We start from the raw sequence: 25534 nt of genomic DNA, 5'->3' as shown, positions 1-25534 counted from the left end.
GCTCGCCGTGGCTGCGGTGGTCGGTGCCGCCGAGTGCGAAGTACCGCAACGCGGAGAACTCGCACTCGATGCGGTTCAACCAGGACGAGTAGGTCGGCAAGAACACCAATTCCACGTCGTTGCCGACGCACCATTCCCGCACCTCGCGGCGTTTGTGGACCGAATAGTTGTCTGCGACCGGATACAACCTCTGACCTGGCCACCGTCGGCGCAGGGACTCGAGGAAGGCCAGGAACTCTGTCCAGCGTTTGCGGTCGCGGATGCGGTAGTAAAGCTGCCCGGTACGAAGATCCAGCGCACCGAGCATGTGCCGCACGCCCTGGATGCGGTTGTAGGTCGCACACAGCCGTTTCGGTGTTCGCCGACCAAACCAGCCGCGCCCGGCGCGGGGTTGCAGGTTCAGCGGCCCGAACTCGTCCACGCAGACCACGCGCCCGTCGGCAGGCGGATTGTCGTACAAGTCGAGCACCCGCTCCAGCTTCTCGCTGAACTCGGGTTCGTTGCTGGCTTTCCAGGTCTTGGTGGCCTGCCACGACACCCCCACGGCGCGCAGGATCTGCCGCAGTGTTCCCTGCTGATGTCGGCGATATCGTTGTGCCGCAATACCTCGACCAGTTTCGACAAGCTCCATGTGGAGAACTGCCAGCCCAGATCACGCGGGCAGCACCGGGCGATGGAACAGATCCGATCACGCGTCGCCTGATCGGTCTTCGCCGGCCTGCCCGCGCTCCATTTTGGGTCCAGCGCAGCGAAACCCCTCTCGTTGAAGTCGTGGATCACCTGCCGCACATACGATTCCGACACCTGCATCAGCTTCGCGATCATCGGCACCGGCTGATGCTGAGCCGAGGCCATCACCACGATCGCACGCCGCATCCGCACCGGCTGCTGACTACGCCGCGCGATCCGGGCGGGTTCGCGGCCCTCTTCCGGAAAGGGCCAGGTGCCGACGGGATCGCGACCGGCGGACCACAATTGCTCACCATGACCCATACAACCGGAGCCGATTGCACCGGGCCCACGCGATGAGCGCCGAGCGTGCGATAGCTCGCCTATCTCCGGACTTGGCGCCGCTGTGGGAGGCGCTGTACCAACGCTTCTCATCGGGTCGTGCGGTTCAGCGAGTGCGCGTGGGCCCCCTGACCGCCATGCAGCAGGCGGCGGTGGCCGACCTGCTCGGGCTCGCTCGCCTGCCCGGTGAGTACGCGACCGTGCATCTCGCGACCATCGACAGCGCATTGCGCGAGATCGCCGGCTGTGACACCAGAACCGCGCTCGAGTATCGAAGCGGCCCGATCCCGGACCGGTCCGCGGAGCGGGCAGCCGCGATGGCGGAGCGAAATCTGTTGTGGGAGTGGCTCACGGATCATGATGTGGTACGCGCCCAGCCCGCCCTGGCGACATGGGCAGAGGCGATGCGGCGCAACGGTCTGATCGCGGGATCGGTGTCGCGCACGAAGACCGAGCTCGACCGTGCGTTGCGAGTCCTACACGAGCTGCCCGGCACCGGAGTACAGCTACCCGTGTTCGCGGCGAATGTGCTCGGAAACCCGCACGCGCTCGATGACGGCTCCCGCCTGCACACCATCGTGGTTCGCGCGCTGACCGCCCTCTACGACGCGCAACCTCCCGCCGACGCGATCGGCCTGCGGCAACTGTGGGCGCAGGCGGGTATCTCCGACGACGAACTGTCCTCGACGGTGCTGACCGCAGGACTGCCGATCACCGATGGTGACTCCGTCGTCGGCCGCATCCTGCGGACTTGCGCCGACTCCGGCCTCGCCGCAGTACTGAGTCTGCAGCAACTCCGCGCCATCTGCCGAGTACCCGAGGTCGCCGAGACCGTCTGGGTCGTAGAGAATCCCAGCATTCTCGCGACGGCCCTTACCCGATTCGGTCCGCACTGCCCGCCGATGGTGTGTACATCCGGCTGGCCGAGCAGCGCCGCCGTCGTCATGCTGGAACTGTTGTCGAACGCGGGCGCGAAACTGCACTACCATGGCGATTTCGATGGTGAAGGCTTGCGCATCGCAGCCAACCTCGTCGCGAGATTCGATGCCATCCCATGGCGTATGACCAGCGAAGACTACCTGTCCGCGGTCGGCAGCGAAGGCCCGCCGGCGGGCCGGATGACGCCTGTGCCGTGGGATGCCGAGCTGTCCGACCACATCAGCCGATCCGGGATAGCGTTGCCCCAGGAGCGCATCATCGATCGACTTCTGGCCGACATAGCACCGTGAGATGTCCGTCCCCGCGCTTATGGTTGCTGCTGACCGTCAGTCGAGGGGAGGTTCCATGGATCCGATTCGGGTGCCACCCGAGATGTTCCGGTTCACCACCGGAGATCGCGCGGGCCTGTACGTGTCCATCCTCCATGCATTCGGCGAGGCCAACGAGCGGATGGAAACCACCCTCGGAATCGACGACGTCCGATCCCGGCTGCGCACGGTCGGCTGGCTCGAAGCCATCGAGGACGACGACCTGACCCACGCCCTGGGGCAACTGCGTGACTGGAACCTAGTGGACATCGTCCAGAACCACACCGAGAACTACCGCACCGCAGCCGAATACGAACGCCGCAACTTGCAGTATTCACTGACCAAACAGGGTGAGGCGGCCTTCGCCGGAGTCGCGCATGCCATGACCGTCCTGGCTTCGACCGGCGCGTTGCAGACCGCGGTCCTCGACGCGATTGCCGACCGCTTGGCCGATCTGCTGCGAGAGCTGGAATCGGGTTCGGATCGCCGCGTGTTCACCACACTCACCGAACTAGAGGCCCACCTCGAGGCGTTGCGCGGCAACACCAAACAGTTCAACGGCGAACTGCAGCGCCTGCTCCGCGACGAGGGCGTCGACCTCACGGTCTTCCACGAGGTCAAGGCCGCCACCGTGGCCTACCTGCGCGAATTCCTGACCGATATCGAGCACCGCACGCAGACCATCGCCTCGCGAATCCAGGCGGTGGACGACCACGGAGTCACCCGCGTCCATCAGTGTGCTCTGCTCGGCGCCGATCTGCCCCGGCTCACGGGAGCCGATCCGGCGGCGGCGTGGCTCGAGCAGCGTCGCGCACGCTGGGACGGACTGCGCGCGTGGTTCCTCCCGACGGACGGGGCGGCGCCGCGCATCGACCAGCTCCGCGTCGTCGGACGCAAGGCCATCGTCTCCCTGTTGCAGGTGCTCGACCGGATCACCGAGTCGCGTCGTCGTTCCAGCAGCGCCGTATCGGACTTCCGCGAGCTGGCGCGCTGGTTCTCGATACTGCCCGACCAGGACGATCTGCACCGCCTGTGGTCGACGGTGTTCGGCCTCGGATCGGCGCGACACGCGCACCTGGCGCACGAAGACCCCGAGCTGGTCGGCTACACGGAATCGTGGACGTCGGCGCCTGCCGTCGAAGTCTCCCCATTGCTCCGCGCCTCCGGCCGCACCGAACGCTACGGCCGTACGGGAGGGATTCCCGACGTCGCCGCGATCAGAGCCGAGCGTAAGGCCCGCGCCGCGATCGAACGCGCGGAACTGGAGGCGGCGTGGGACATGCTGGACACCGGTGGTGCCGTGCGGCTTTCGTCGTTCGGGAAGCTCGAGCACGGCGTGTTCGAGCGGCTGCTCGAGCTCCTCGGCCGGGCTTTGGCCTGCGCACCCGGTTCGGGCGGCGTGCGGCGCGGCAGTACATCCGACGGTCGTGTCGAGATCGCGCTCCGCCCACCGTCGGATGGCGCGATCGCGGAGTTGACGACCCCGCGCGGCGTCTTCCGCGGACCCGACTACGTCGTCGAGATCGTCCGCGGCGGCGGCAGGCACTCCGAGGTGTCCGCGTGAACGCCGGACCAGGCGAACGACGCCGGAGGGCCGCGGATGAGTGACCTCACCAATCAGATGGTCATCGCCGAACGCACGGAGGTCGCCCGCGGCGTGCGGCAACTGCTCGCCGCTCCGCTGATCGTGGAGCGCGACGCGCCGGAGCTGTTCGACATCGTCCGTCGGCGGCGCGATCCGATCGCGAAGTGGTTCGACTACTACTGCGGATGGACGCTCATTGTGGAGCCGCGCCTGGGATACGCCCGGCTGGTGAAGGTGCGCGCGGCACTCGACCCGACCCGACCGGCTCGCAGGATGCGATCCGGCAGAGCCGAATTCGACAGACTGCGTTACGTCCTGCTGTGTGTCACCGCCGCCGAGCTCTTCGCCGCGCCGGTGACGACGATCGGCTTGCTGGCAGGCCGCGTGCGGGCCGCCACCGCCGAGGACCCGCTGCTCGCCGGCTTCGACTCCGCCGCACGCACCCACCGCATGGCGTTCGTGGATGTCCTGCGGCTGCTGGAGTCGTTCGGCGTCTCCAGGTGATCGACGGCGTCACCGACTCCTATGTGGATTCCGATTCCGCGAAAGTCCTCTTCCGTGTCGACACGACACTGTTGTTGCGGCTGCTCGCCGCGCCAACCGGACCATCCCAGCTCGGCATCCCGGCGTCGGAAGTACCTCTGCGCGTGGACGAACTACTGGCCGAACTGGTCCGGGAGCGCCGGTACGGGCCCGCGAGCGACCCCGGCAAACACACCGACACCTCCGGCATCTCCGAAACTCAGCGCAATCTGTGGTTGCGGCACAGTGTGTTCCGCCGATTGGTCGACGACCCGGTCGTGTATTTCGACGATCTCACCGCCGACGAACGCGCCTATCTGGCGTCCCCGACCGGCAGGCAACTCCTGCGCAGAGCCGCCGACCAGGGTGGTTTCGTGCTCGAAGAACGTGCGGAGGGTGTGCTGTTCGTCGATCCGGAAGGCATCGCCACCGACTCCCGTTTCCCCGACGATGCCGCGACGGCGAAGGTCGCCGCCCTGCTCCTGCTGGATACGATGTCCGGTCCTGCCACTGACGAGCAGTTGCGTCGCGCCGCCGCCGACCTGCTGACGAAATTCCCACGTTGGGCGCGGACCTATCAGGGAGAGGAAGGCGCTCGGCAACTGGTGGCCGACGCACTGGTGGTACTGAGATCGTTCGGACTCGTCCGCACCCACGCATCGGGCCTCGTCGTGCCTCTCCCTGCCGCCGCCCGTTACCGCGTCACCGGTATTCGCACGTCCACAGCTTCCGAGGACCCCTCATGACCGTCACCGCATTGCCGAACCTCGTTCCCACCACCGAACGGGAACCGCGATGGGCACCCACCAGGGCGGGCATCGTGAACGTCTGGCGTTACTACGACGAGATCTTCGAATTCCACGACGGCCGTCTGCTGCTGCGCGGACCGAACGGCAGCGGCAAGTCCAAGGCGCTCGAGTTGCTGTTGCCCTTCCTGTTCGATGCGAACTTGCGGGCGAACCGGCTGTCCACCTTCGGCACCAATGAGCGAACCATGCACTGGAATCTCATGGGGGAAGGCGCTTCCGGAGCCACCCGAGTCGGGTACGTGTGGCTGGAGTTCCGGTTCCCCGGCGAACCGGGCCGGTGGTTCACCTGCGGGGCGCGCCTGCAAGCGACCTCACGGACGACGACCGTGCACGCCGACTACTTCACCACCGCGCTGCGCGTCTCGGACCCGGACGCACCTGATTCCCTCGCACTGACCGACGCGAACCGCCCGCTGACCAAGGCGGCCCTCGCCGAGCGGCTCGGTGAGCAGGGGACGGTGCACGAGAACGCCGCGGACTACCGGGCGGCGGTGCGCTCGACCCTGTTCCCGTCCATGGGAGCCGACCGCTACGACGCGCTGATCACCGCGTTGCTGCAACTGCGCACACCCAAACTGTCGCAGCGGCTGGACCCGGCCCTGCTGTCGTCGCTGCTGTCCAGCGCGCTGCCCCCGCTCGATCGAGACGAGATCGCCGACCTGGCCGAGGGATTCGAGCGTCTCGACGCCCAGCGCGAACGACTCGCCCGCCTGGGCGAGGAGGTGGCGGCCACCCGAAAGCTGGCCCGCCAGCAACAAACCTACGCGCAGCGGGTATTGCGTTCCGCGGCCGCGACCCTCAGCGCCGCGACCACCGAGATGGACAAACTCGCCGAGGCCGCGAAGTCGTCCGCGGCCGAGTACGAGCGGATCGCGGCGCTCGAATTGGAAACCCTTGAGCGCGTGGGGAACTCGGAAGCCGATCTGTCGGTCGCCGAAGGCGAGCGCGAGGGATTGATCAAGTCGCCCGCCTACCAGAAGGGCCTCGTACTGGACGACCGCCGCCGCGAGACCGCGAAAGCGCGGCGATGGGCCGCCGACGCCGAGGCAAAGTCGGCCGAGCTGCTCAGCCGGGCCGAGCGGGATGGGGCGAAGCACGCCACAGCACTCCAGGCCGTCGAGCAATGGGAACGCACGGTGGCCACCGCCGGAATCGAGGCCGGGCAGTCGGCTCGCCGCGCGGGCATGACCGGTATCCACGACGAGCTCGCCGCCGACCCGGGTTCCCGGCAGAGCCGGATACTGCTCAGCGCCGCCGTCCGCGCCAAGCGCGGCCAGGTCGACGACATGCTCACGGTACTCACGCGCCACGACAACGCCATCACACGCCGCACCGACGCCGAAACCGACCTCGACAAGGCTCGCGCCGCACTGCTCGCGGCCGAACACGAACACGCGGAGTCCGAGCGCGCCTTCGAAACCGAGCTCGAAACACTGCGCGAGGCCGTGCGTTCCTGGGCGGCCTCGTGCGAGGCACTGTCGTTCGACGACCCGGACGCGATAGCCGAGCTGGCGGAGGACCGGCCCGCGCTGGTCGAAGCGGCCAATCGCGCCGCGACCCTGCGGCTGCAGGAGCTGACCCGGCGAGAGACTGTGCACCAGAACCAGATCGACGCCGTGACCGTGCTGCGCGACACCTGCGCGGACGAACGCGATCGGTTGGCCCGCGAACACGACATCCCACCCGAGCCACCGCACTGGCGCACCGCGGACCGCACGGGACGTCCCGGCGCACCGCTGTGGCAGTTGATCGATTTCGCCGACGGTCTCGCGCCCCGCACCGCGGCGGGCGTGGAAGCGCGCTGGAGTCCTGCGGGCTGCTCGACGCGTGGGTCGGTGCACGCGGCGAGGTGACGGGCCACGATCTGTTCGCCGATCCTGCAGCGGTCGAACCGGTTCCCGGCCGCTCGCTCGCCGAGGTGCTGGTCCCGGTGCCCTGCGCGGACGTCGCGCCCGAGCAAGTGCACCGGTTGCTGTCGAGCATCGCGTTCGGTGAACGTCTGCCCGGCGACGCCGTCGCCGCCGACGGCGCCTGGCGCTTGGCCACCGTGACCGGCTCGTGGTCGAAGGACCACCCCGCCTTCATCGGAGCATCGACCCGAGCCAAGGCCCGCGAGGCCCGCATCCAGCGCTTGCTCACCGAGATCGCCGCACACGACCGCCGCCTCGACGAACTGCGCGAACAACTCGACCACTGCGCCGCCCACCGCGCACTCATCGAGTCCGAGCGAGCGAACCTGCCGGGGTTCACCGCAGTGGACGCGGCCGAGAAACAGCTCACCAGAACGGAATCGGCGCTGTCGACCGCCGACGCGCAGGTACGCGACCGCGCGACCACACTCACCACCCGCGAGGGCGAGGTGCGCAAAACCCAACACGCCTTGGCAGTCGCCGCCGCCGAGACCGGGCTGCCCACCGACCGTCCCGCGCTGGGACTCGTCGTCGAGGCCATCGAGAATTTCGCCGGTCAGGCCGGTGCGTGGCTGGACTCCCACGCCGACCTGCGCGCTGCCCGCGGCACCGCGGACACGGCCACCGCCACCGCCGAACAGTCCGCGGCCGACGCCACCACCGCCGCCGAGACCGCCGCCGCAGCCGCGGACGAATACCGCCGCGCCGCAGCCGAACTCGCGGCGATCGAGGAATCCGCCGGGCAGGACTACCAGGAGACGCTGACCCGGATCGATCAAGTGCGCGTACGAGTCCGCGCACTCAACGATTCGATCAAAACCGACCGCGCCACCCTGACCGATCTCGCGCACCGGCTGGGCAAGCTCGATTCCCAGCGCACCACCGACCTGGCGGCCCGCGACACCGCGACCGCGACCCGTGACGAATTCGCGCTGCGGTTTCGGCACCTGGCCAGCGGCACCTTCCCCGAGGACGGCCGATTCTCCGATCTGCCAAAATTCCGCGCGACCCTCGCCGCATCCGAGGGCGTGCGGGCCACGCTCGACGCCGCCCGGATGATCTCGGCGGCCTGGCCGACCATCCCCCATTCACCGACGAACATCAGCGAGGCGATGCGCAGACTCGCCGACTCGGTCCACGAATGCCGCACCGCCCTGAGCACCCGCGCCGACCTCGATCTCGAATCCGATGGCGAGGTCCAGGTATTCGCCGCGATCATCGACGGCGTGCGCGTGGGCTGCGCCGAACTACTGCGCATCATCGAAGACGAAGCCAAACAGGCCGAGAACGAGATCACCGAACACGAACGCCGCCTGTTCGACCACACCCTCACCGGCGACACCCGCCGCCACCTGGCCGCCCGCATCCGGCAGGCCAACGAGCTCGTGGACGGCATGAACGCCCGGCTCAGTATGGTGCGCACCGCGTCCAACGTCGCGGTCGAACTCGTATGGCAAGTCGGCAAGGACCTGCCGCCCGGCACCAAGGCCGCGCGCGACCTATTGCTCAAAGACCCCGCGCGACTGACCGAGACCGACCGAGAATCCCTGCACCGATTCCTGCGTGAGCGCATCGAAGCCGCCAAGGCCGCCGACACCGCCACCAGCTGGGAGCAACAGCTCACCCAGGTCTTCGACTACACCAAATGGCACCAATTCATCGTCAAGGTCGACCGCGGCTCCGGTGACGGCTTCCAAGAGCTGACCAAGAAACTCCACGGCGCCCTGTCCGGCGGCGAGAAGGCGATAGCCTTGCACCTCCCCCTGTTCGCCGCGGTCGCCGCCCACTACCAATCCACACCCAGCGCACCCCGCGTGATCATGCTCGATGAAGTCTTCGTGGGCGTGGACACCGCTAACCGCGGCCAGATCTTCGCGCTGCTTTCGGCTTTGGACCTGGACTTGGTGCTGACGTCGGACCACGAATGGTGCACATACTCGGAGCTGAGCGGTATCGGAATCCACCAGATCATCACCGGGGATGGGCAGGACGCAGTGACTACGGCGAGGTTCACGTGGAATGGGGACGAGCTACTGCCAGCGTGAGCACGGCGCTGCCGTCGGCGCAGCCGTAAGCGGTGCTCGATGTGTGGGGCTCGGGATCGAAGCCGAGCCCGCGCGGATTCGCCAGTCAGTGATGGTGACGATGTCCCGCAAGGATGCGGGCAGGTTCGATCCAGTCGCCGCTGCGGCGGTGGTCACCCATTTGGATCGGCGGCATCCCTTCTCGGTAAAGGCGTTCACTCGGCTGCCCGTGAGGAGGCGGCAGACGACTGCGGCGAACCATGCTGAGCGGCGAAGCGCAGCGGAGTCAATCGAGCAACGTCGCTCGCCGTCTGGGCGTCAGGCCGGCGCTGCCTCAGCCCTTCTGATAGTTCTTGACGACTTCGGCGGCGAGGCGGCGGACATTGTCGCAGCCTGTGCCGGTGACCTCCACCGCCTCGACCAGTGGTTCGGGCTTGCCGTAGTAGTCGGTGGTGGGAAATGGGTTGTTCGCGCCGACGAAGGCGGTGATCTTGCAGTAGTCCTTTTCCCCTCTGTGTTCCCTGGCATCGACGCCAACGATCCGCAGGCGGCGATCCGCGGGCGCCATGAAGGTGACCTGGGACTGGTGGATGTGGGAGTAGGTGATCTTGTGCCTGTTGACATCTCCGGGTTCAGCTCGGTTACCGAGCCAGAAATCGCACTCGAATGGATTACTGGGCAGGCCGGTCATGTAGAAGCGTTGCTCGGCCGGAAAGGTCGTGGACAGGGCCGCGCACGGGTCCAATGTCCAGGCTTTGGTTTTCGGCATTTTCGCAGATTCGGCGCGCGGGGGGTTGATGTCGAGCAGCGGGGCCGAGGCGGTGACGATCGCCCGTAGTTCCTCGCACGGTGAGCCGTCCTCGCTGTCGAGGGTGTAGTGGAAGGCCCGTTCTCCCTGATAGTCCAGTGCGATGCTGCACATCCCGTCGAGGCTGGTTTCGGACGCGCTGCGCCCGGCGAAGCTCGTGGCCTGTCCGGACCCGTCCTGGATCACCGTGATGGTCATCCTCAGTGCCCATATCCGTTTGGGCGTGGTCAAGCGGTCGAACCGCACTTCGCAACCGTCCTGGTCGAGCCCAGGCCCGAAGTAGGCGACACGCCCGATCGAGGTAGCCGATGCCTCGTCGATGAACCCGCACGGGTCCACTCGTCGCATGCGGTCGTGCTCGCTCAACCTCTCCCGCGCGACCTCGGTGGTGATGTTGGCGCGATATCCGCGGTCGACGGGCACAGCGGCGCCGTCGACGGTGCTCGCGCATCCAGAGGCCAGCAGCGCAGCCAGTACGACATTCAGTGCAGTCATGATTGCCGCCGAGCGGGTCATCGGTTGGCTCCGAAGGCCGTGGCGGCGATGGGCGCCAGCCGGTCAAGAACTGGGCAGGCGGCGGACACTCGCGCGATGACCTGTTTGCGGGAGCCGTCGATCTCGGACTGGCTGGCGCGCGTGCCGGGAAGGTAGGAATCCACGACCGGACCGACGGGGAACTCGAGGCTGCAGGAGTTCGTCATGACGTCTTGTTCCCGCAGCGCGGGGTGACCGCCGACATCGATGAGTCGTTGATCGCGGATCGGAAGCAGCGCGTTGTCGGCATCGTCCAACTGGAAGCTGACGCTGACAGTTTTGCCGCTCGGCCCCGCTTCAGCACCCTTAACCGTGAAATAGCATTCGTAGGGTTCGATCTCGGCGTCGAACTTCGACACCGAAAATCCGGTCGGCAGCTCGGACATCAATTCACAGGGGCTTCGCTCGGCCAGCGGCAGCCGCACCGTCGCCTGGTCACGGCGTGGCAGCCGGTTCTCCTTGACCGCGCCCAGCAGCGAGGCTGTCACCTCGTCGGCGATCCCGCAATTGCGGTCGGGGCTGAACATGAACGCTGTGACCCGCGCATACTGCACCGCAGGCACCTCGATGACATCGGGTACGGCGGCCCCGGCCGCCGGTGGTGAGGCGGGAAAGTACAACGGCACCAGATACACGCACTGGAGGTGGTCGTTGCGGATGCCGTCGACAAGCACTGTCTCCCCGGCGATCTGGCGGGTTTCGGTGTCTTTCGAGCCCGGTTCGCCGACCGACAAGTCGATGCTCACACGGGCCAGCAGCCGCGCCCGCTCGGGCAGCGCCACACCCACCGCACAGTCACCGAACGCGAAATCCGGCCCCACCGTGGCGATCTGACCACGGGCGGCGAGGCGTTCACGGTCGATCAGCCCACAGGGATCCACGGCACGAACTTGATCGGCGACCTGCAGTTTCTGGAAGTCGCCGGAAGGGACCATCACGCCATAGGCGGCCTGTGGCCTGTTCGGCGGCGCCGGCTTACGCAGCGGTTCGTCCGGAGGAGGCGGCGCACACGCCGCCAGCGCCGCCATACCCAGTACCAGCGCTGTCACCGTCCGCCGAGTTGCCCAGCCGCCGCTCATGTCGAGATCCCCCCTGCTATGTCAATTTCGATGACAGAGCATACCGGCGGGCCCGTTCGCTGCTTCCGCCGTGCGTTGCAGCACTTGAAGGTTCGCAGTCTCAACTCGCGACCGGCGAACTCCTTGTCGCACGTCCGGGACAATTTGCGGATCAAAGAAAGTTCGCCTCATTCCGACCTGGGCGCCGGTGGATCATCTGCCACAGCGAGCCCGGCCACCCGACCACGCCTAGCTCATCGGTGATCGAGAGCCTGAGTTGCCGAATTCTCCGAGGCGGTTCGAACCGTCGTTGGCACCGTCCGCCGCGAGTTCGGTATCGTCCACAGCGAGTTCGGTATCGACGATCTCATCGACCAACGGCACCTCGGTCAGGTCCGCAGTTGCTTAAAGGTAGATACAGCCGAAAAAGGATAATGGTTGCCCGACGCGGCCAGGAGCTTCTGCAGGTCGAATACCAGCAACTGACTGTATCCGCCGACGCTCGCCAGATTATCGAAGATCGAGCGGGCAGCTGATTCTTCTCGCTGCTTATCTCCCTCGAGGTCGCGAATCGTTATAGCGATCGGATATTCCGAGAATGGGATTCCGAAGTCATCCTCGTAACCATGCGAAGTTTCTACCTCGACAACCCAGTATTCGACAATAGCCCGGCGAATCATTGCATCGTCCGAAGAAGCATCGAGATTCAGCTTGGCGCCAGCTGCTAGTCCGATATCCCGAATTGCTTCTGCGTCACTCTTTTCAGCTCGCAAGAATATCTCATGGAATGCGCTCATGATCCGCCCTCTCTATGGCCACACAATTTCCCATCCATCTCCGACTATCACTTACGACAAGCTAGGTCGACTGCCTCTTCGAAGGGCCGTACATAGGCCCGCCGACAGAGCGAGGCAGCTCTCACACTCCATAACCACTAACCGCCGCGGTAGCCCCCGCTACAGACAAATTTCAGACAACCCATACGCCTCCGTCGCCGACGAGCCCTCGATACGAAAGCAAGCACACCGATTTCCTCGGTGATCGCAAGTGAATTGCCGTCTGGTACTGCGCAATTCGCGTTCAGGTCCGTGGCAGACTGTCGTCCGCAATACAACTGGATGGAGCACAATGAAGTACATCGTCACCCTCACCTCCGCCGCGATCGCCGCCTTCGGCTTCGCTCTCGCAACCCCACAGACGGCCACCGCCGCCCCCTCCAACTGCCACGCCTCCTACATCCCGTGCCTACCCATCGTCAGCGACGTGGACTGCGAGGGCGGTAGCGGGAACGGCCCCGTCTACACCGGGCGCGTCCAGGTCATCGGACCCGACGAGTACGGACTCGATCGCGACGGCAACGGCATCGGCTGCGAGTGAACGAAAGAGGTGCCCGCCCCGGCGCGGGCACCCCGCACACCCGATACGGCGATCTCCTCGCACACCGGAGGAATCAAGTTGTCGGCCCCGGCGGATACGGTGCGGGCGGCACTGCCGCCGACACCGCCCGCCACCTGCGGGCAAATACTGGAAAATACTGGACTTCACTGGAATGTATGGATACGCTCGCGCCGTGACCGACACCGCGGAGCAACTCGAAGCGCGTATCGCCGAGCTGCGCGCCGAGGTTCGGCGTGCGGTGACCGCCGGGGATCGCGTGAGCGCCCGGCAACTTCGGGCCGAGTTGCGGCGCACCGAGGACGCTTGGGATTCGGCCGTCCTCGGCGCTGAAGCGCCGCAGGCGGAGGCGCCCGCGGAGCGAACGGAATCGGACGCAATGCCGATCCGCGAGCACGTCCATCGCGCACTTACGCTGATCGGTGCGCCTGCGTCGCCGAAACTGGTTCTGGCGGTCCATGAATCGTTCTTTTCCGGCGGGATCGCTCCCATGCGTCTGACCAGCCTGCGCCGCGACGAGGAGCGGTCGTTCCGCGCTTCGCCGTTCACGCGCCCGTACTACATCTGCGCGGCCCTCACCGCCGATCACCTCGCCCCGGCGCGCGGGCTGATGGCGGTGAGTTCCTGGCCGTTGGCGCAGCGGATGATCGGGCCGCTCAGTCCGCGCGTGGATCTGCTCACGGCGACCATCCGGCTCGCCGAACACATCGCCGCTCAGCCCGACAGCGGACCGGGTGCACGACGAGTGTTGTGGAAGCTCTCGGTTTCCGTTCCCGGCGTGCAGGGTTCGCCTGACACCATCGACCCTGGCGCAGTGATCGACGCCGCCACCAGGGAGCTCGCGGTCCACCGCGAGGAGGACGCCCGCCGCCGCGCCGAGGCCGCGCGACGCGCGGATCAGCAGCTCGACGAGGCCTCCCGGTTATTCGGTGTCCGGCTCGGTGTGGCTGGCAGACGAAACGAGGTGGGATGAACACACTTTCGGCACGGCTGGATGAGCTGCGAGGTGCAGCGCCGGCGTGCCGCCACAATGCCCGCACCATCGCGGCGTTGACGGCGAACCCTGGCTGCGCGCGGCGCGCGCTGCTGGACGCAGCGGCGGCCGACAAGGCCGCCATCGCCAGGGAGCTGGGTTTTCCACCCCGATTCGGTCAGTCGCAGTTCGCGATCACGCGCGGTAACGCGTTCGAGGCGATGGTGAAGGAGAACGGCTGTGCCGAGCTGCTCGCTTTGTTGCGCGACAAGCTGAACCTCCCCCTTCCCGAGGCCGGCTATCACGACCTGAATTCGGTCGGTGACAACGCGGGTAATGCCGTGCGCTACAAGCGGACCCGTCAGCTGCTCGCGCACGCGATCAGCTCCGGCGAGGGCACCCTGTTCGACCATCCGATGCTGCGGCTCGACATCGCGGGCGCCCCTGCCTATCTGGAGCCGGACGTAGTCGCGTTGCAGATCGGCGGTCGCTTCCATGTGGTGGAGATCAAGTCGTTCCCCGTGGTTGACGGGCAGGCCGATCCGGTGCAGGTCGCCGCCGCGGCGCGGCAGTCCGCCGTCTACGTCATCGCGCTGCGCGAACTCATGACCGAGATCGGCGAATCACCGGATCTTGTGTCGCACAATGTGATCCTGGTCTGCACCAGTAATTTCACCAACCGGCCTACCGCCGAGCTTGTCGACCTGCGCAAGCAGATCGCGGTCATCTCGCGTCAGTTGTCGCGGCTGACGGCCATCAGCGAGCTGATCGAAACCCTGCCGGAGAGTGCGTCGTTCGCGCCCGGCGAGCACCTGGCGAAGACGATCGCCGATATCCCTGCCCGCTATGCCCCCGAATGCATGTCGTCGTGCGAGCTGGCTTTCGCCTGCCGCGACGCCGCGCGGGCGAACGGCTCGGTGGATGCACTCGGCCGCGGTGTCTGCGACGACCTCGGCGGTCTCGACGACATCGATACCGTGCTCGCCGTCGCTGACGGTTCGCGCGATCTCGGGCCCGAGTTCGCTGACATCACCCGAATGCTGCGGGAAGCCGACCGGCTTCGGCTGGAGATCGCGGGATGAGTGCACCGAGTGAGCGAATTGTGTATCAGCGCTTCGCACATGCCGGAGCCGAGCGTCGGCGAGGTGCAGGCATGAGCGAAAGAAGTGAGCGAATCATGTGCCCGCGCGCATCGCACATGCCCGAGCCGAGCGTCAGCGAGGAGCAGGCGTGAGCGAACCAATCAAGAAGCGGAGCAAGTGCATCGCTCGCTGGTGTGTGAAACGCGTGCTGACGCTGAGCGACGGCGAGCCTCGAACATGAGTGCTCTGACCGCCCTCGCCCGCCTGCACGCCATGCGCGCGGGCCGCGCCCAACCGATCGCCGACGTGCGCCACACGCACCTGTCGGACAATCCGCTGGTACTGGTGCCACTGAAGCTGGCAGGCGAGGCCGCCGCACCGCTGGCGGTCATGGTGGGAACCGACCCCGCCGCACCGACACTGCTGACCGTGCCGCAGCCACGAGACCGGGTGCTGCGCCTACGTTTCCTCGCCGAACTCGCCGAACTCGTGCTCCCCTACCTCGCGGCCTACGCCGAGAACACCGAGGAGCTGACCACCAAGTCGGGCGAAACCTACCAACGGTGCCTCGACGCACCTCAGCTGTGGGTGCCGAACTCGGGCGGGGTGGGGTTCCTGAAGCTACTCGGCCGCTCGGTGCGATTTCACCGAACCGAGGGCGACAACCCTGTCCCCGAATCGATCCCGCTGCTCGGCCGTTGGCTCACCTGGTTCTGCGATCGCGCCGAGCATCCCGGCTCCAGCACGCTGGTCCCCCTCACCTCGGTGCTCTCAGCGCACTGGGCTACCGGCCAATCCGCCCTCGAGGATGCCAACCTCGCCGCGCTGCTCGGGTGGATCGCTCCCACGCCCGGCAGCACCGGCGCCGAGGCCGCCGCGCGGGCCGAAGACCCGCTCTCGGTGCCGCCCGCCGGTCCCGCCACCGACCCCGGTTTCGACAACGAAGAGCTCGCCCCGCTCATCGCCACCTACGACACCGCCGAGGACGACGAGGCGAAATCCCTTGCCGCACGACGTATCGAGCGCGCTCTGCACGCCCAGGTCGAGCCGACCTGGCAGCTCATGTGGCAGGGGCTCGCGCTGCTACGTGAACTCTCGGCCGGTTCTCGAGTCGCCCGGCGGTGGAACGAGGACGTCGGGTCGTTCTCCTACTTCGCCGGATCGGTGGCCGAAGGTGTGCCGCAAGCGCGGCGGGATTCGGCGGTGTCGGCCGTGCGGAAACTGCTCGATCGCGAGCGGGCGCTCGAAAAGTACGAGGCGGAAAAGGCTTTCGATGATCCTCGGGCCATGCTCGAACATCGGCTGGCCGGAACGGCTTTCGTCGGTACCGTGATCGGTGTCGATCCGGCCCGTGTGGTGATGAGTGAGAAGAATCGTCCCCTGCTGCGACCGATTCTGCAGGTGCGCACCGCCGATCCGATCGTCACGGCCGAGGGCGACGAGTTCTGCAACGTCGGCAATCCCACCCAGACGGGAACGGTGTTGCCGGTGGAGGGCGATCACGACTACATCGTGCTGGAACTGTCCGGTGGGATGGGCACCGGGAAGGTCGCCCGTCCAGGGTCTGTCCCCGATCTCGGCGCCATCGTCTGCTTCGCCGGTTTCAAGATCGGGAGTGGCGGGCCGCCCGCGAAGCTTCCTGCCCGCGAAGACACTCCGTGGACACACGGCGGCCCGCCGCCGGAGTGGACACCGGAATCCGAACCCATCGAGGAACTGTGATGCGAACAGCGGACGCGGCCGTCGACGGCATCCTCACCGACCTCGCCGACACCTCGCACCGCGCGGTCGTGGTCGATTCACCGCCCGGGGCGGGCAAATCCACGCTCGTGGTGCGTGCGGCGCGACAGCTCGCCGAATCCGGTGGGCAACACATCGTCGTCGCCCAGACCAACGAGCAGGTCGACGATCTCATCGACCGCCTCGCCACCGCCGATCCCGCGCTGCGTATCGGAAGGCTCTCCCGCACCGGGTACCTCAAGCCGGATCGCATCGACCGGCCGAACGTGACCGTCGGCCAGAAGATCGCGGACCTCACCGAGAGCACCATTCTCATCGGCACCGCCGCCAAATGGGCGACGATCGACGACGGGCGCTGGCCGCACGCGATCGTCGACGAGGCGTATCAGATGCGATCGGATATGTTGCTGCGCATCGCGAATCGCTTCGACCACGGGCTGTTCGTCGGTGACCCCGGTCAGCTCGATCCGTTCGCGACCGTCGAGGTCGGTCGGTGGGCAGGCCTGGACTGGGATCCCACGATGAGCGCGGTCAGCGTGATGCTCGCGAACAACGACGACATCCCCGTGCACAGCCTGCCCGTGTCCTGGCGGCTGTCCGCGACCGCGGCGCCGGTGATCTCGAAAGCGTTCTACCCCTTCAACGAATTTCGAGCAGGTACCGGAATCCACGATCGCCGAATGGAATTCGCCGCTTCCGGGCTGCGCAGCCCGATCGACGACGTGCTCGACGAAGCGGCCGAACACGGTTGGGGCTGGTACGAACTGCCCGCCCGCCACACCCTGCGCACCGACAGCGAAGCCGTCCGCGCGATCGCCGAGATCACCTGCCGCGTACTCGAACGCAGCGCGACAGCCCATTCCGAACAAGGCTCCCGCCCCGTGACGGCCGAACGAGTCGCCGTCGGCACCGCCCACCGCGACCAGGCCGATGCCGTGCGCACCGCGCTGCGCGGCACCCCGGCCGAATCGGTCACCGTGGACACCGCCAACCGCCTGCAAGGCCGCGAATACGATGTCACCGTGGTCCTGCACCCACTGTCCGGCCGCCGGGACGCCAGTGCATTCCACCTCGAAGCGGGACGTCTCTGTGTCCTCGCCTCCCGTCACCGTCACGCCTGCATCCTCGTCGGCCGCGCCGGCATTCCAGAACTCCTCGACGCCCACCCCTCCGCCGAACCCGTGCACTTGGGCGTTCCCGTGAAGTTTCCGGACGGCTGGGAAGCCAACCAGGCCATTCTCACCCACCTGTCCCACCATCGCGTCTCGGCAAACGTCTGACGCCCATGTCTTCTCAGCGAGGCCACACGACCACCGATCTCCTAACCGCTATCGGCGAGTGCGATCGTTCCACTATCGCCACCCAGGTCGCCGCCGCTGCCGACAAACGCAAAGTTGTCGTCGAGACGTTCCCCTTGGCCGATTGGCCCACACTGCCCGTGGAGCGGTATGCACTCGGACTCGGAGCCTTCTGCGAGGGTGCGAGTGTGGATTTGGAGTCGCGGCCAGCAGTGGCGAGACGTCCTGCCGTGTTCGGGCTGGTAGCCTCTCGCATAAGCACTCCGAAGGGGGAAACGTGGCAAAGACTGCGTTCGATTACGGGCAGGCCGACATCGCAGCCTTCAAACAAGGCGCTCAGAGCGGCTCCATCAAGTTCGATCCCCAGGCAGTCACTGATGTTGTGCAGGTTTACGACACCCTTATCCGCGGGTTGGAGGAGCAGCTCGAACGTGTTCGGACGGCGGCTAACATATCCGGCTTTGGAGGCTTCCCGTCTACACAGCAGCTGGCAGCAGGCTTTGCTGGCAAAGCCGAGCAGTACATCGAGGTTCTCGTCCAGTCGATCGAGGGAGCGATTCGTCTCCAAGAGGCATACCTAATTGCTGGGAATCGCCTTGACGAGGCAGATTCGAAGTATGCCAGAGCGCAAGAGATTGCCACTCAGTATCTCGGAGCGGAAAAGTGAAATCGGTCGAGCTTGCGCAGGCCATGTTGGCGATCGGCGCTGCCGCCGCACTGGTGACCGGGTGCGGCGGCGGATCAGGGGACGGCGGCTCGGCATCAGCCAGTAGTAGCCCATCCTCAACTCGACCTAGCGTCGCAGTTCCCGTTTCACCAGCTCCGGCGCAACGTAACATGAATGGTCGCCCAGCCGTGACCTTCGACCCCTGCGTCGATGTCGGCGATGATGTGATCCAGCAGATGGGCTTCGACCCGAAGTCCCGGGCCAGGTCCGAATCCGAGCTGGCCGGGGATACCTACACATTCCTCGGCTGCAACTTCAAGCAGAAGAACGCCGAGGGACGTCGAACGTGGTCGTTGGACATGTACGCGACCAATATCAGCATGACGGAGTTTGGTGACCGGTATCGGCAGACAATGAAGGAATACACGATCGGCGGTCAGCCCGCCATGACCTACAGGCTGTCAGAGTCGGATTATCAGGGCGGCTGCTTCTTAGCGATGGATTCCTCGGTTGGCGTGCTGAACCTGTCATTATTTGGATACGTCGATCGCGATCCCGGTGACCCGTGCGTTCGTGTGCGCGTAGTAGCCGAGAAGCTTCAGAGTGACCTACCGAGGTGAGGGCTCGCCGGTTTCGGGAGTTGGCCCAGCGTCGTAGCGATCCGCCTAGCGCGTAGGTGTCGCGATGGTCGTTGTCGGGTCAGGCATCTTCTGCACGAACGGTTCCGGTTTGAACGGCTCGCATACCTGTTGAGCGAGATTGCGTGGCGCGTTCGGGCTCAGGTCTATGCCATCGTCCACCAATAGCCACCTTTGCCCAGCGGAAACCGAGCCATCAGCGGCTGGGCGATCGGTCCATTGAATGCGGGGGCGAGTCAGTCCGTACAGGCCAATGGTTGGATCTGGCGGATCGATCTTCCCATTCCACTTTAAAATGTACCTTCCTGGAACGTTGTATGAGCAGATTACAACTTCGATGGTGTCATTGCCTACGTCTTTGGCGCTAATTACCCGCAGGGTATTCCCACCGGTGGTGTCGACCCAGCCGGGCGGGGTGGCCTCTTTCTCAGGTACGAATACTTCAGGGTCGACTCGACTCCTGTACTTGGAATGGCGGTTATCCCATTCATGCTCGTCCTGCAAGGAGAAAAGGTCAGCTCTCATCTCAAGGGCGAACTCGGCCGCAGCCCTCAAATTCTCATCCAGCGGGACCGCCACGTCTGTGAAAGATTGCTCAGGGGGATACGGAAACGGGATCGTCGTTGAAGTCGTCGGATTAGATTGCTTGTCGCCATCCGATCCGCCGCACGCAGTCAGCATCACCGCAAGTAAGCCAGAAATGGCGGCCTTGAGTTCGGCTCGCATCACTTGCCTTCCTTATCGTCACCAGGCGCATTTGCCTGATCATTATGCATCGAATACGACTGGCCGTAGTCGGTTAGATACTGATTGAGTCCGTGCGAGTTTAGGAATCTAGTAAAATCGGACCACATTGTTCTGTCCGCCTGTATTGCCTCAATACTGAATGGTTGACCGCCATTGTGAAGCGTAGGTGGCAGCTGATTGGCGTCGAATGCCGCATTCAAGATCGCAATTTGCGCGTTCTTGTGCGCGTCGGCGTACAGGGTCGAGTTGGGCGGTCGTTCCATGTATTCGTAATCAGGCTTGATCCACTCTTCCAACCCCTCGCTCAGCAGCTCGCCAGGTTCCAGCCCGATCATGCCGCCGAGAGTGGTCGCACCAGGGATCTTGCCAATCCCTTCATCCAGGAGACCGCCGGCAAGGCCGATGCCCATCATCTTGGCCTTGTACACGGCATCCTCGGGATTGGTTATGGCATCGCCTTTTTCTTTGTCTTGGTAGACGAGCGATTCGATCATGGCTGAGTCGATTCGGCCGGTCAAAGATCCCACATCGCTGGCTGAAAGAACTCCAGCGAGGTCGTTCGGATCCCCGTTCAACGCCTGGGTGAGCTGGGACTGGTGGTACTGCTCGACCGCAGTGGTCAGGTTGAGCCGTGATTCCTCTGTGAAACTGCTCAGCTGGAGGAATCTGTCGGCTGTCTCGGCATGCCAGAGCGCTTTCCCGTCGTAAACATCGGTCTTGAAGGAGTACCCCTGCTGGTTCCCGGGCGAGCTGACGGCCTCGAGGTTGTTGGCGACGGCCCGGCTCATCGCGTTCGAGAGCTCATCGTTCTCGGAGAAGCTCTTCTTCATCTTCTCGAAAGTCTCGTTGTCGGGGTTGAGGACGGCGTTCATCTCGGCCAGATCGTTTTGGGCCCGCTTGTATCTAGGGTCGTCGGCCGGGAGCTGGGATTCTTCGGTGATTCGGTCGATCAGAGTCGAGGCGCCTTTGCCCTCGTCGGGCCACTTCTCGTAGCCGAGCAGAGTGCGTACGGTCTCGTCCCGGTCGTACTTGTCGCCCATTCCCTCACCAGTCCAGATCTGGTGTGCGGAGTCGTCGTTGCGTCCACCGAGGTTCGCGAACGCTGCGGCTGCTTCGTCGCGGTCGTTCCAGGTGTACTGGTCCTGCACCATGTCGGCGGCTTTTTCATACATCTTGGTGCCGAGCTGGGTACCTGGCTCGTATCCGGGATTGGACTCACTGAGTAGTGCAGCGAGCGCACTGGTGTCCTCATGTTGTTGCTGGAGCAGCACGGTCGGCGACTGGGCCTTGCTGGGGTCGGTGCCGATGGGGTTGATATCAGTGCGTTTGGCTTCGAGGAGTTCGCGGAACTCTTTGGGCACGTTCTCGTAGTTGCCTGTGCCGGTGAGTTTCCCGTCGTCGCCGCGTCCGGTGCCGATGTCTTCGTTGCTGATGACCATGAGGCCGTTGGCGAGGGAATCGAGTTGTGTTGCGGCCTCGGGGTTTCCGACCTTTTCCTGCTCTTGGAGGTATTCGCTGAGGCCGAGGATGCCCTCCTTGCCGCCAGTCTTGTAGAGCTCCTTGTAGTACTCCTGCACCGACGCCGGGAGTGTGTCGACCTCGCCGCCTTCGGACAGGATCTTCAGCTGTTCATCTGTCAGCGCGTGCGTGGGGAGCTGGTTGGCGACCTCGGCGAGCAATGCCGGGTTGCGCTGGTGCTCAGGGGTGTTGGCCCACTCCGCCAGCTTCGATCCGTCCTGGTTGCCGAGTTTGCCAGCGTCGGAGGGAGCGACTTCGGCGTCGAGACCGCTGCCGATGAGGTCGCCGCGGACGCGGACCTCCTGGGCGGCAGCGGAAATGGCTGCGGAGGCTTCGCTCGCCGCGTTCTGCATGGCGTAGTAGGCGGCGTTGATCAAGCCCTGGTGGTGTAGCACCCGGTCTTTGACCTTCTGCTGGTCCTCACCGGAGAGGTGGAACCCGCTGGCGTTGGCGGAAACCACCCACTTCTCCGTGACGACAAGGGGCAGCGGACATTCTGCATCGTTTTCGGCGTCGGTGACGCGGCCGAGGAGAGTGGCGCGTTCATCGGACAGCCGTGTATCGGCCGCGCGCAGGGCGTTGGCGATGTCTTTGATCTCCTGGACGAGCCGCAAGCCTTGAGTGCGTTCTTCGGTGAATCGGTCTGCGGCAGCATCGTGTGCTTTGCCGGACCAGGTGGTGCCGGTGAAGTGGGTGATCATCCGAGCCAGCTGAGTCTCGTACCCCTGGGTATCGGTCTCCATCTCGGCGGCCCATTCGGAGAGCTTGAAGGGTTTCCAGTCGGTGACTTGTGGTCGTGTCGGCATCAGCGATCCCCCCGCACAGTGAAGTCCATAGTGTCGAGCTTCTTCTTGAACTCGTCATCGGTGGTCGTCAACGTCTCCGCGCTCTGCCGGACAATTCCGGACAGCTTCTGGATACGCTGCGCCACGCGCAGCCACGCGCCCTCGGTCAACTCACCCGCTTGCGCACACACGCCGCCGACCGAGCATCCGGGCAGGGCGGCAGCGATCTGGTCGCCGGTCGTTCGGACATCGATCTTGTCGACCTCGGCTGCGACACCATCGAGCGTGGTCGCCAGGTTCTTCAGTTCCTGGATGTCGGCTTCGAGCACGGCGTGCTGCCCCCTTCAACAAACGGCCCGGCTGCGCGAGACGGCACCGGCAAATAGGCCAAAACCTCTGTGGCGAACGATAGTAGAAGTGCATGCCTGACCTACAGGTGGTCGAGCTGAGCCTTGCGGTACAGCTGGTCAGCGATAACGTCCTCGCTGGCAGGGATAACCGAGGTGTCGTTGTCGTCTACCGAGATCAGATAGCGGCCAGCGGCCGGGTGGTCGTCTCGAACGTCGATCCAGTTCAGGTAGATCCGAGGATGCGGGTGCCGAGCCTGGAGGTGCTGTTCGATACATAGATGTCCATCGGCCGTGCGTGGCGCACGAAGGAGAGCTCGAATACGTTCCTCGACGGGCTGTTGGCCATCGACCGTGATTCCCCACGAGGCCGGTGGTTGCTCGCCACGGACACGTGGTGTGTAGCCGAGCATCGGAGCGATCGCACCGGGCTGGGCGGGGGGCATGGTCGCGGCAAGATGGCGGCCGAGCAGGTGCCGTTGCGTGACAACTAGTTTGATGGTGCCGCCGAACTCGGCGGTGCTGCCCGATTTTTGGAACAGGATCACGCCGAGGTTGGCGCTGGCAGCGGCGAGGGTACGAACCCGCTTATGGGAGCCGTGCGACTTGCCAGTACAAATCAGACGCAGGTCTGGGTCGGCCAGAGCGCGTAGCGGGCCGGTGAGGTCCGGGTCGGCGCGATGCGGGAACCGGGCGCTGATCTCGGCGCGGCGATTCGCGTATTCGTCTGGAGTGGTGGGGCTTTCGATGATGCTGATGGGGTACGGATAGTCGTGCCCGGTCTCGGCCCAGATCCATACGAACTCATCGGGAGTGAAATCCCATACGGTACGAGTCTTCACCGACCAGCACCCGGGAGGTCGGTGGGCTCGTCGTCGTCCATGATCGGACCTTCCCCGGAGAAGCTGAAGTCCTCCGGTTCGGGCGTGGCCTCCACACCATCGCTTGGCTGGCCGTCCGTCCCGGCCCCCGCCCCGGCATCTTCGGCGATGGGGGCAGTGGCGGCAAGCGGTGTGGGCAACGGAGCGGCCATGCTGGGCGGCGGTGGTGGTGCCGCTGCCCGTGGTGCTACCGGCGCGGTAGCGGACGACGCGGGGGTCGACAAGGGTGCGGCTGGGAGCTCGTCACCGTCGGAGTATCGGACTGGAAGTGCCGGTGCACGGCGCTGCGCGCTCGGCGATTCACCCTCGCTCGCGGCGCTCGGCGTCGTCGGTGCGGCGCTCGCGGAGGCCGGGTGATAGGGCGCGGCGGATGTGGTTACGGACGCACTCGGGGTGGCCGCACCACCGGGGCTGGTCCAGGCGTCGTAGTCGCTACCGATCGCACCCGATGGCGCTGGCGGCAGATCAGCCAGCTCCGACTGGACGCCCTTCAGATAGTCGGGAACGCCGCGAGTCTGAGCGTCATCATCCTTACGCCGTGCCGCTGCTCCTGGCGCCATCGGTCCCATCGTCCCTGGCCTACCTGAAGCGGCACGCGAGGCTGCGGAATTGCCCGCGGCACCGGATCCAGGTGTGCTCGAGTTCGGGTTCCCCGGCACTGACGTTCCTGGCATGCCCGGCCGGGGTGCCGGAGCGGTGGTGCTCGAGCCTGGGCGACCGGGGGTGCTGCCGATTGGACTCTGATTGGGAGTCCCGGGTGTGGTTCCTGGATTCGATAGAGCGCCCGGCTGATTCGATGTCGGCGAGGAAGGGTTGCCCTGGTTCACCGACGCCGGCGAGGTCGATTGAGGCTGGGTGGTGCCCGCCGGGTTCGTGCTCGCCTGGTCGGTGGCGTTGGCGGGCTTCGTGCTGCCAGGCTCGCTCGGGTTCTGCACAGGCTGCTCTCGAGACGGAGCAGTCGGGTTGCCGTTATTCGGGTTCGGGGTATTCGCCGACGGCTGGTTGTTCGGGACGCCGGAGTTCGGTGTCCCTGGGTCGTCGTTTCCGATCGACGGCGGGGCGATCAAGGTCGGGACGTTCTCACCAGCAGGTGGGAAGATCGGCAGGTAGATCCGGTTGACCGCCGAGATCGCCTCATTTCGGGCGTTGGTCGCCGCCTCGGTGTCCGAACGGTCCTTCTCCCCGCCGGTAAGGCCAGGCAGCACCGACTCGTTCGGATTGTCAGGGTTCGGCGCCGCGCTGGTCGGTACCGGAGGCACTGCGGCAGCCAGCGCGACGGCGGCGTTGTACATCGAGTCCAAACGCAGGCCGACCGATTGCGCGATCTCCCCGGCCTGTTCACCAGCCTTCGCGAAGCGTTCCGATGCCTGGCGTGCGGCATCCGCGCCCGCGCTTTCCCACTTGTCCTGCATCGCACGCGTCAGTGCCATGCGGTGCATCTGGAATAGCATCGTCGCGGTAGTGGACGCATTCGACCAGGCGGTCACCAGTTTCCACATCGCCTCTTTGTCGATGCTGTTCACCGCATCCCAGATCTCCTGGTGTGTCATCGTCTCAGGAGGATTTTCCTGATTCGTCACATAAGGTGCGTCGACCTGGCCGACCCCGATTTCCTGGTCCTGCTTCAGCGCGTTCTGCTGAGAGGTCGTGGCCTTCTGCTGAAGGGCCGCCACCGGATTGCCGAGGATGTCCGTCACGAAAGACGTACCAGGGTTGGTCATCGCTGGACTCCGCTGCCGCACAGACTAATTCGGCCCGCGAATCTGAGATCAACGACCATGGCATCCCCCTAAACCCATTGGTGGGCGGAGCCTAGCACACCTCGGATGCCCGAGCCGGTCCGCTGAACTGTCCTCAGCCGCGTGATCCGCGTCCAGGACGACCGCCGTTATGAGGACCCCCGCCTGGTCTGCGTCGAGAGGCAAGCATCAATATCGACGACCTGATGGGCCGTC

17 protein-coding genes and 4 pseudogenes are annotated in these 25534 nt (G+C 65.5%); 11 read left to right on the top strand and 10 right to left on the bottom strand.

Going from position 1 to position 25534, the window contains the following annotated elements; translation table 11 throughout:
• Positions 1–25: 25 nt before the first annotated feature.
• A pseudogene (locus AC3ERS_RS03520) lies at positions 26–631 on the bottom strand (IS630 family transposase); the annotation flags it as partial.
• Positions 616–825: pseudogene (locus AC3ERS_RS03515) on the bottom strand (helix-turn-helix domain-containing protein); the annotation flags it as partial. The pseudogenes AC3ERS_RS03520 and AC3ERS_RS03515, both read right to left, overlap by 16 nt.
• Positions 826–1025: 200 nt before the next feature.
• Between AC3ERS_RS03515 and AC3ERS_RS03510 the strand changes: the two are divergent.
• From AC3ERS_RS03510 to AC3ERS_RS03495, 4 genes and pseudogenes are all read left to right on the top strand, one after another.
• The gene (locus tag AC3ERS_RS03510) at positions 1026–2240 is read left to right on the top strand and encodes a TIGR02679 family protein (protein WP_431963361.1); all 1215 of its coding nucleotides are present in this window, start codon (positions 1026–1028) and stop codon (positions 2238–2240) included.
• A gap of 55 nt (positions 2241–2295) precedes the next feature.
• Entirely contained in the window at positions 2296–3822 is a 1527-nt protein-coding gene (locus tag AC3ERS_RS03505) for a TIGR02677 family protein (RefSeq protein WP_431963359.1), read from the top strand.
• A 36-nt stretch (positions 3823–3858) separates the two neighbouring features.
• Positions 3859–5111, top strand: a pseudogene (locus AC3ERS_RS03500) (TIGR02678 family protein).
• Positions 5108–9129 (top strand): annotated as a pseudogene (locus tag AC3ERS_RS03495) (TIGR02680 family protein). The pseudogenes AC3ERS_RS03500 and AC3ERS_RS03495 overlap by 4 nt, the downstream one beginning before the upstream one ends.
• A gap of 313 nt (positions 9130–9442) precedes the next feature.
• Here AC3ERS_RS03495 and AC3ERS_RS03490 read toward each other — a convergent pair.
• The 3 genes from AC3ERS_RS03490 to AC3ERS_RS03480 form a co-directional block, all read right to left on the bottom strand.
• Complete coding sequence (locus AC3ERS_RS03490) at positions 9443–10411, bottom strand: hypothetical protein (protein ID WP_431963357.1); 969 nt, start codon at positions 10409–10411, stop codon at positions 9443–9445.
• 17 nt (positions 10412–10428) lie between these two features.
• Entirely contained in the window at positions 10429–11529 is a 1101-nt protein-coding gene (locus AC3ERS_RS03485; RefSeq protein WP_431963355.1) for a hypothetical protein, read from the bottom strand.
• Positions 11530–11897: 368 nt separating this feature from the next.
• On the bottom strand, positions 11898–12305 hold the full coding sequence (locus tag AC3ERS_RS03480; RefSeq protein ID WP_431963353.1) for a hypothetical protein: 408 nt from the start codon (positions 12303–12305) through the stop codon (positions 11898–11900).
• A 331-nt stretch (positions 12306–12636) separates the two neighbouring features.
• On the opposite strand from AC3ERS_RS03480, the gene AC3ERS_RS03475 reads away from it, so the two are divergent.
• The 7 genes from AC3ERS_RS03475 (at position 12637) to AC3ERS_RS03445 (ending at position 19283) form a co-directional block, all read left to right on the top strand.
• Positions 12637–12885, top strand: a complete 249-nt coding sequence (locus AC3ERS_RS03475; RefSeq protein WP_431963351.1) for a hypothetical protein — start codon at positions 12637–12639, stop codon at positions 12883–12885.
• Between the two features lie 193 nt (positions 12886–13078).
• Positions 13079–13876, top strand: coding sequence for a hypothetical protein (locus AC3ERS_RS03470; RefSeq protein WP_431963349.1), 798 nt, complete (start codon positions 13079–13081; stop codon positions 13874–13876).
• Positions 13873–14958: a hypothetical protein gene (locus AC3ERS_RS03465; RefSeq protein ID WP_431963347.1), complete on the top strand. Its 1086-nt coding sequence runs from the start codon at positions 13873–13875 to the stop codon at positions 14956–14958. The genes AC3ERS_RS03470 and AC3ERS_RS03465 overlap by 4 nt, the downstream gene beginning before the upstream one ends.
• A gap of 237 nt (positions 14959–15195) precedes the next feature.
• Positions 15196–16680: a hypothetical protein gene (locus AC3ERS_RS03460; RefSeq protein WP_431963345.1), complete on the top strand. Its 1485-nt coding sequence runs from the start codon at positions 15196–15198 to the stop codon at positions 16678–16680.
• Complete coding sequence (locus AC3ERS_RS03455; protein WP_431963343.1) at positions 16680–17978, top strand: AAA domain-containing protein; 1299 nt, start codon at positions 16680–16682, stop codon at positions 17976–17978. The genes AC3ERS_RS03460 and AC3ERS_RS03455 overlap by 1 nt, the downstream gene beginning before the upstream one ends.
• Positions 17979–18273: 295 nt before the next feature.
• The gene (locus tag AC3ERS_RS03450; protein WP_431963341.1) at positions 18274–18663 is read left to right on the top strand and encodes a hypothetical protein; all 390 of its coding nucleotides are present in this window, start codon (positions 18274–18276) and stop codon (positions 18661–18663) included.
• Positions 18660–19283, top strand: coding sequence for a DUF3558 family protein (locus AC3ERS_RS03445; protein ID WP_431963339.1), 624 nt, complete (start codon positions 18660–18662; stop codon positions 19281–19283). The genes AC3ERS_RS03450 and AC3ERS_RS03445 overlap by 4 nt, the downstream gene beginning before the upstream one ends.
• Positions 19284–19328: 45 nt before the next feature.
• On the opposite strand, the gene AC3ERS_RS03440 is transcribed toward AC3ERS_RS03445, so the two are convergent.
• The 5 genes from AC3ERS_RS03440 to AC3ERS_RS03420 all read right to left on the bottom strand — a co-directional run bounded on the left by AC3ERS_RS03440 (position 19329) and on the right by AC3ERS_RS03420 (position 25300).
• On the bottom strand, positions 19329–20027 hold the full coding sequence (locus AC3ERS_RS03440) for a hypothetical protein (RefSeq protein WP_431963337.1): 699 nt from the start codon (positions 20025–20027) through the stop codon (positions 19329–19331).
• Complete coding sequence (locus AC3ERS_RS03435; protein WP_431963335.1) at positions 20027–22372, bottom strand: TPR repeat domain-containing protein; 2346 nt, start codon at positions 22370–22372, stop codon at positions 20027–20029. Before AC3ERS_RS03435 ends, AC3ERS_RS03440 begins: the two co-directional genes overlap by 1 nt.
• Entirely contained in the window at positions 22372–22680 is a 309-nt protein-coding gene (locus tag AC3ERS_RS03430; RefSeq protein ID WP_431963333.1) for a hypothetical protein, read from the bottom strand. The genes AC3ERS_RS03435 and AC3ERS_RS03430 overlap by 1 nt, the downstream gene beginning before the upstream one ends.
• Positions 22681–22781: 101 nt before the next feature.
• On the bottom strand, positions 22782–23540 hold the full coding sequence (locus tag AC3ERS_RS03425; RefSeq protein WP_431963331.1) for an ESX secretion-associated protein EspG: 759 nt from the start codon (positions 23538–23540) through the stop codon (positions 22782–22784).
• Positions 23537–25300, bottom strand: coding sequence for a hypothetical protein (locus AC3ERS_RS03420; protein WP_431963329.1), 1764 nt, complete (start codon positions 25298–25300; stop codon positions 23537–23539). The genes AC3ERS_RS03425 and AC3ERS_RS03420 overlap by 4 nt, the downstream gene beginning before the upstream one ends.
• Between the last annotated feature and the right edge of the window lie 234 nt (positions 25301–25534).

It is taken from the genome of Nocardia sp. bgisy134 (assembly GCF_057708325.1).
This window is presented reverse-complemented; position numbering and strand designations above follow the sequence as displayed.

Excerpts from the sequence above, each read along its gene's own strand:
- AC3ERS_RS03510 (WP_431963361.1), top strand. The coding sequence starts at position 1,026 with ATGAGCGCCGAGCGTGCGATAGCTCGCCTATCTCCGGACTTGGCGCCG.
- AC3ERS_RS03505 (WP_431963359.1), top strand. The coding sequence starts at position 2,296 with ATGGATCCGATTCGGGTGCCACCCGAGATGTTCCGGTTCACCACCGGA.
- AC3ERS_RS03490 (WP_431963357.1), bottom strand. The coding sequence starts at position 10,411 with ATGACTGCACTGAATGTCGTACTGGCTGCGCTGCTGGCCTCTGGATGC.
- AC3ERS_RS03485 (WP_431963355.1), bottom strand. The coding sequence starts at position 11,529 with ATGAGCGGCGGCTGGGCAACTCGGCGGACGGTGACAGCGCTGGTACTG.
- AC3ERS_RS03480 (WP_431963353.1), bottom strand. The coding sequence starts at position 12,305 with ATGAGCGCATTCCATGAGATATTCTTGCGAGCTGAAAAGAGTGACGCA.
- AC3ERS_RS03475 (WP_431963351.1), top strand. The coding sequence starts at position 12,637 with ATGAAGTACATCGTCACCCTCACCTCCGCCGCGATCGCCGCCTTCGGC.
- AC3ERS_RS03465 (WP_431963347.1), top strand. The coding sequence starts at position 13,873 with ATGAACACACTTTCGGCACGGCTGGATGAGCTGCGAGGTGCAGCGCCG.
- AC3ERS_RS03460 (WP_431963345.1), top strand. The coding sequence starts at position 15,196 with ATGAGTGCTCTGACCGCCCTCGCCCGCCTGCACGCCATGCGCGCGGGC.
- AC3ERS_RS03455 (WP_431963343.1), top strand. The coding sequence starts at position 16,680 with ATGCGAACAGCGGACGCGGCCGTCGACGGCATCCTCACCGACCTCGCC.
- AC3ERS_RS03440 (WP_431963337.1), bottom strand. The coding sequence starts at position 20,027 with ATGCGAGCCGAACTCAAGGCCGCCATTTCTGGCTTACTTGCGGTGATG.
- AC3ERS_RS03435 (WP_431963335.1), bottom strand. The coding sequence starts at position 22,372 with ATGCCGACACGACCACAAGTCACCGACTGGAAACCCTTCAAGCTCTCC.
- AC3ERS_RS03420 (WP_431963329.1), bottom strand. The coding sequence starts at position 25,300 with ATGACCAACCCTGGTACGTCTTTCGTGACGGACATCCTCGGCAATCCG.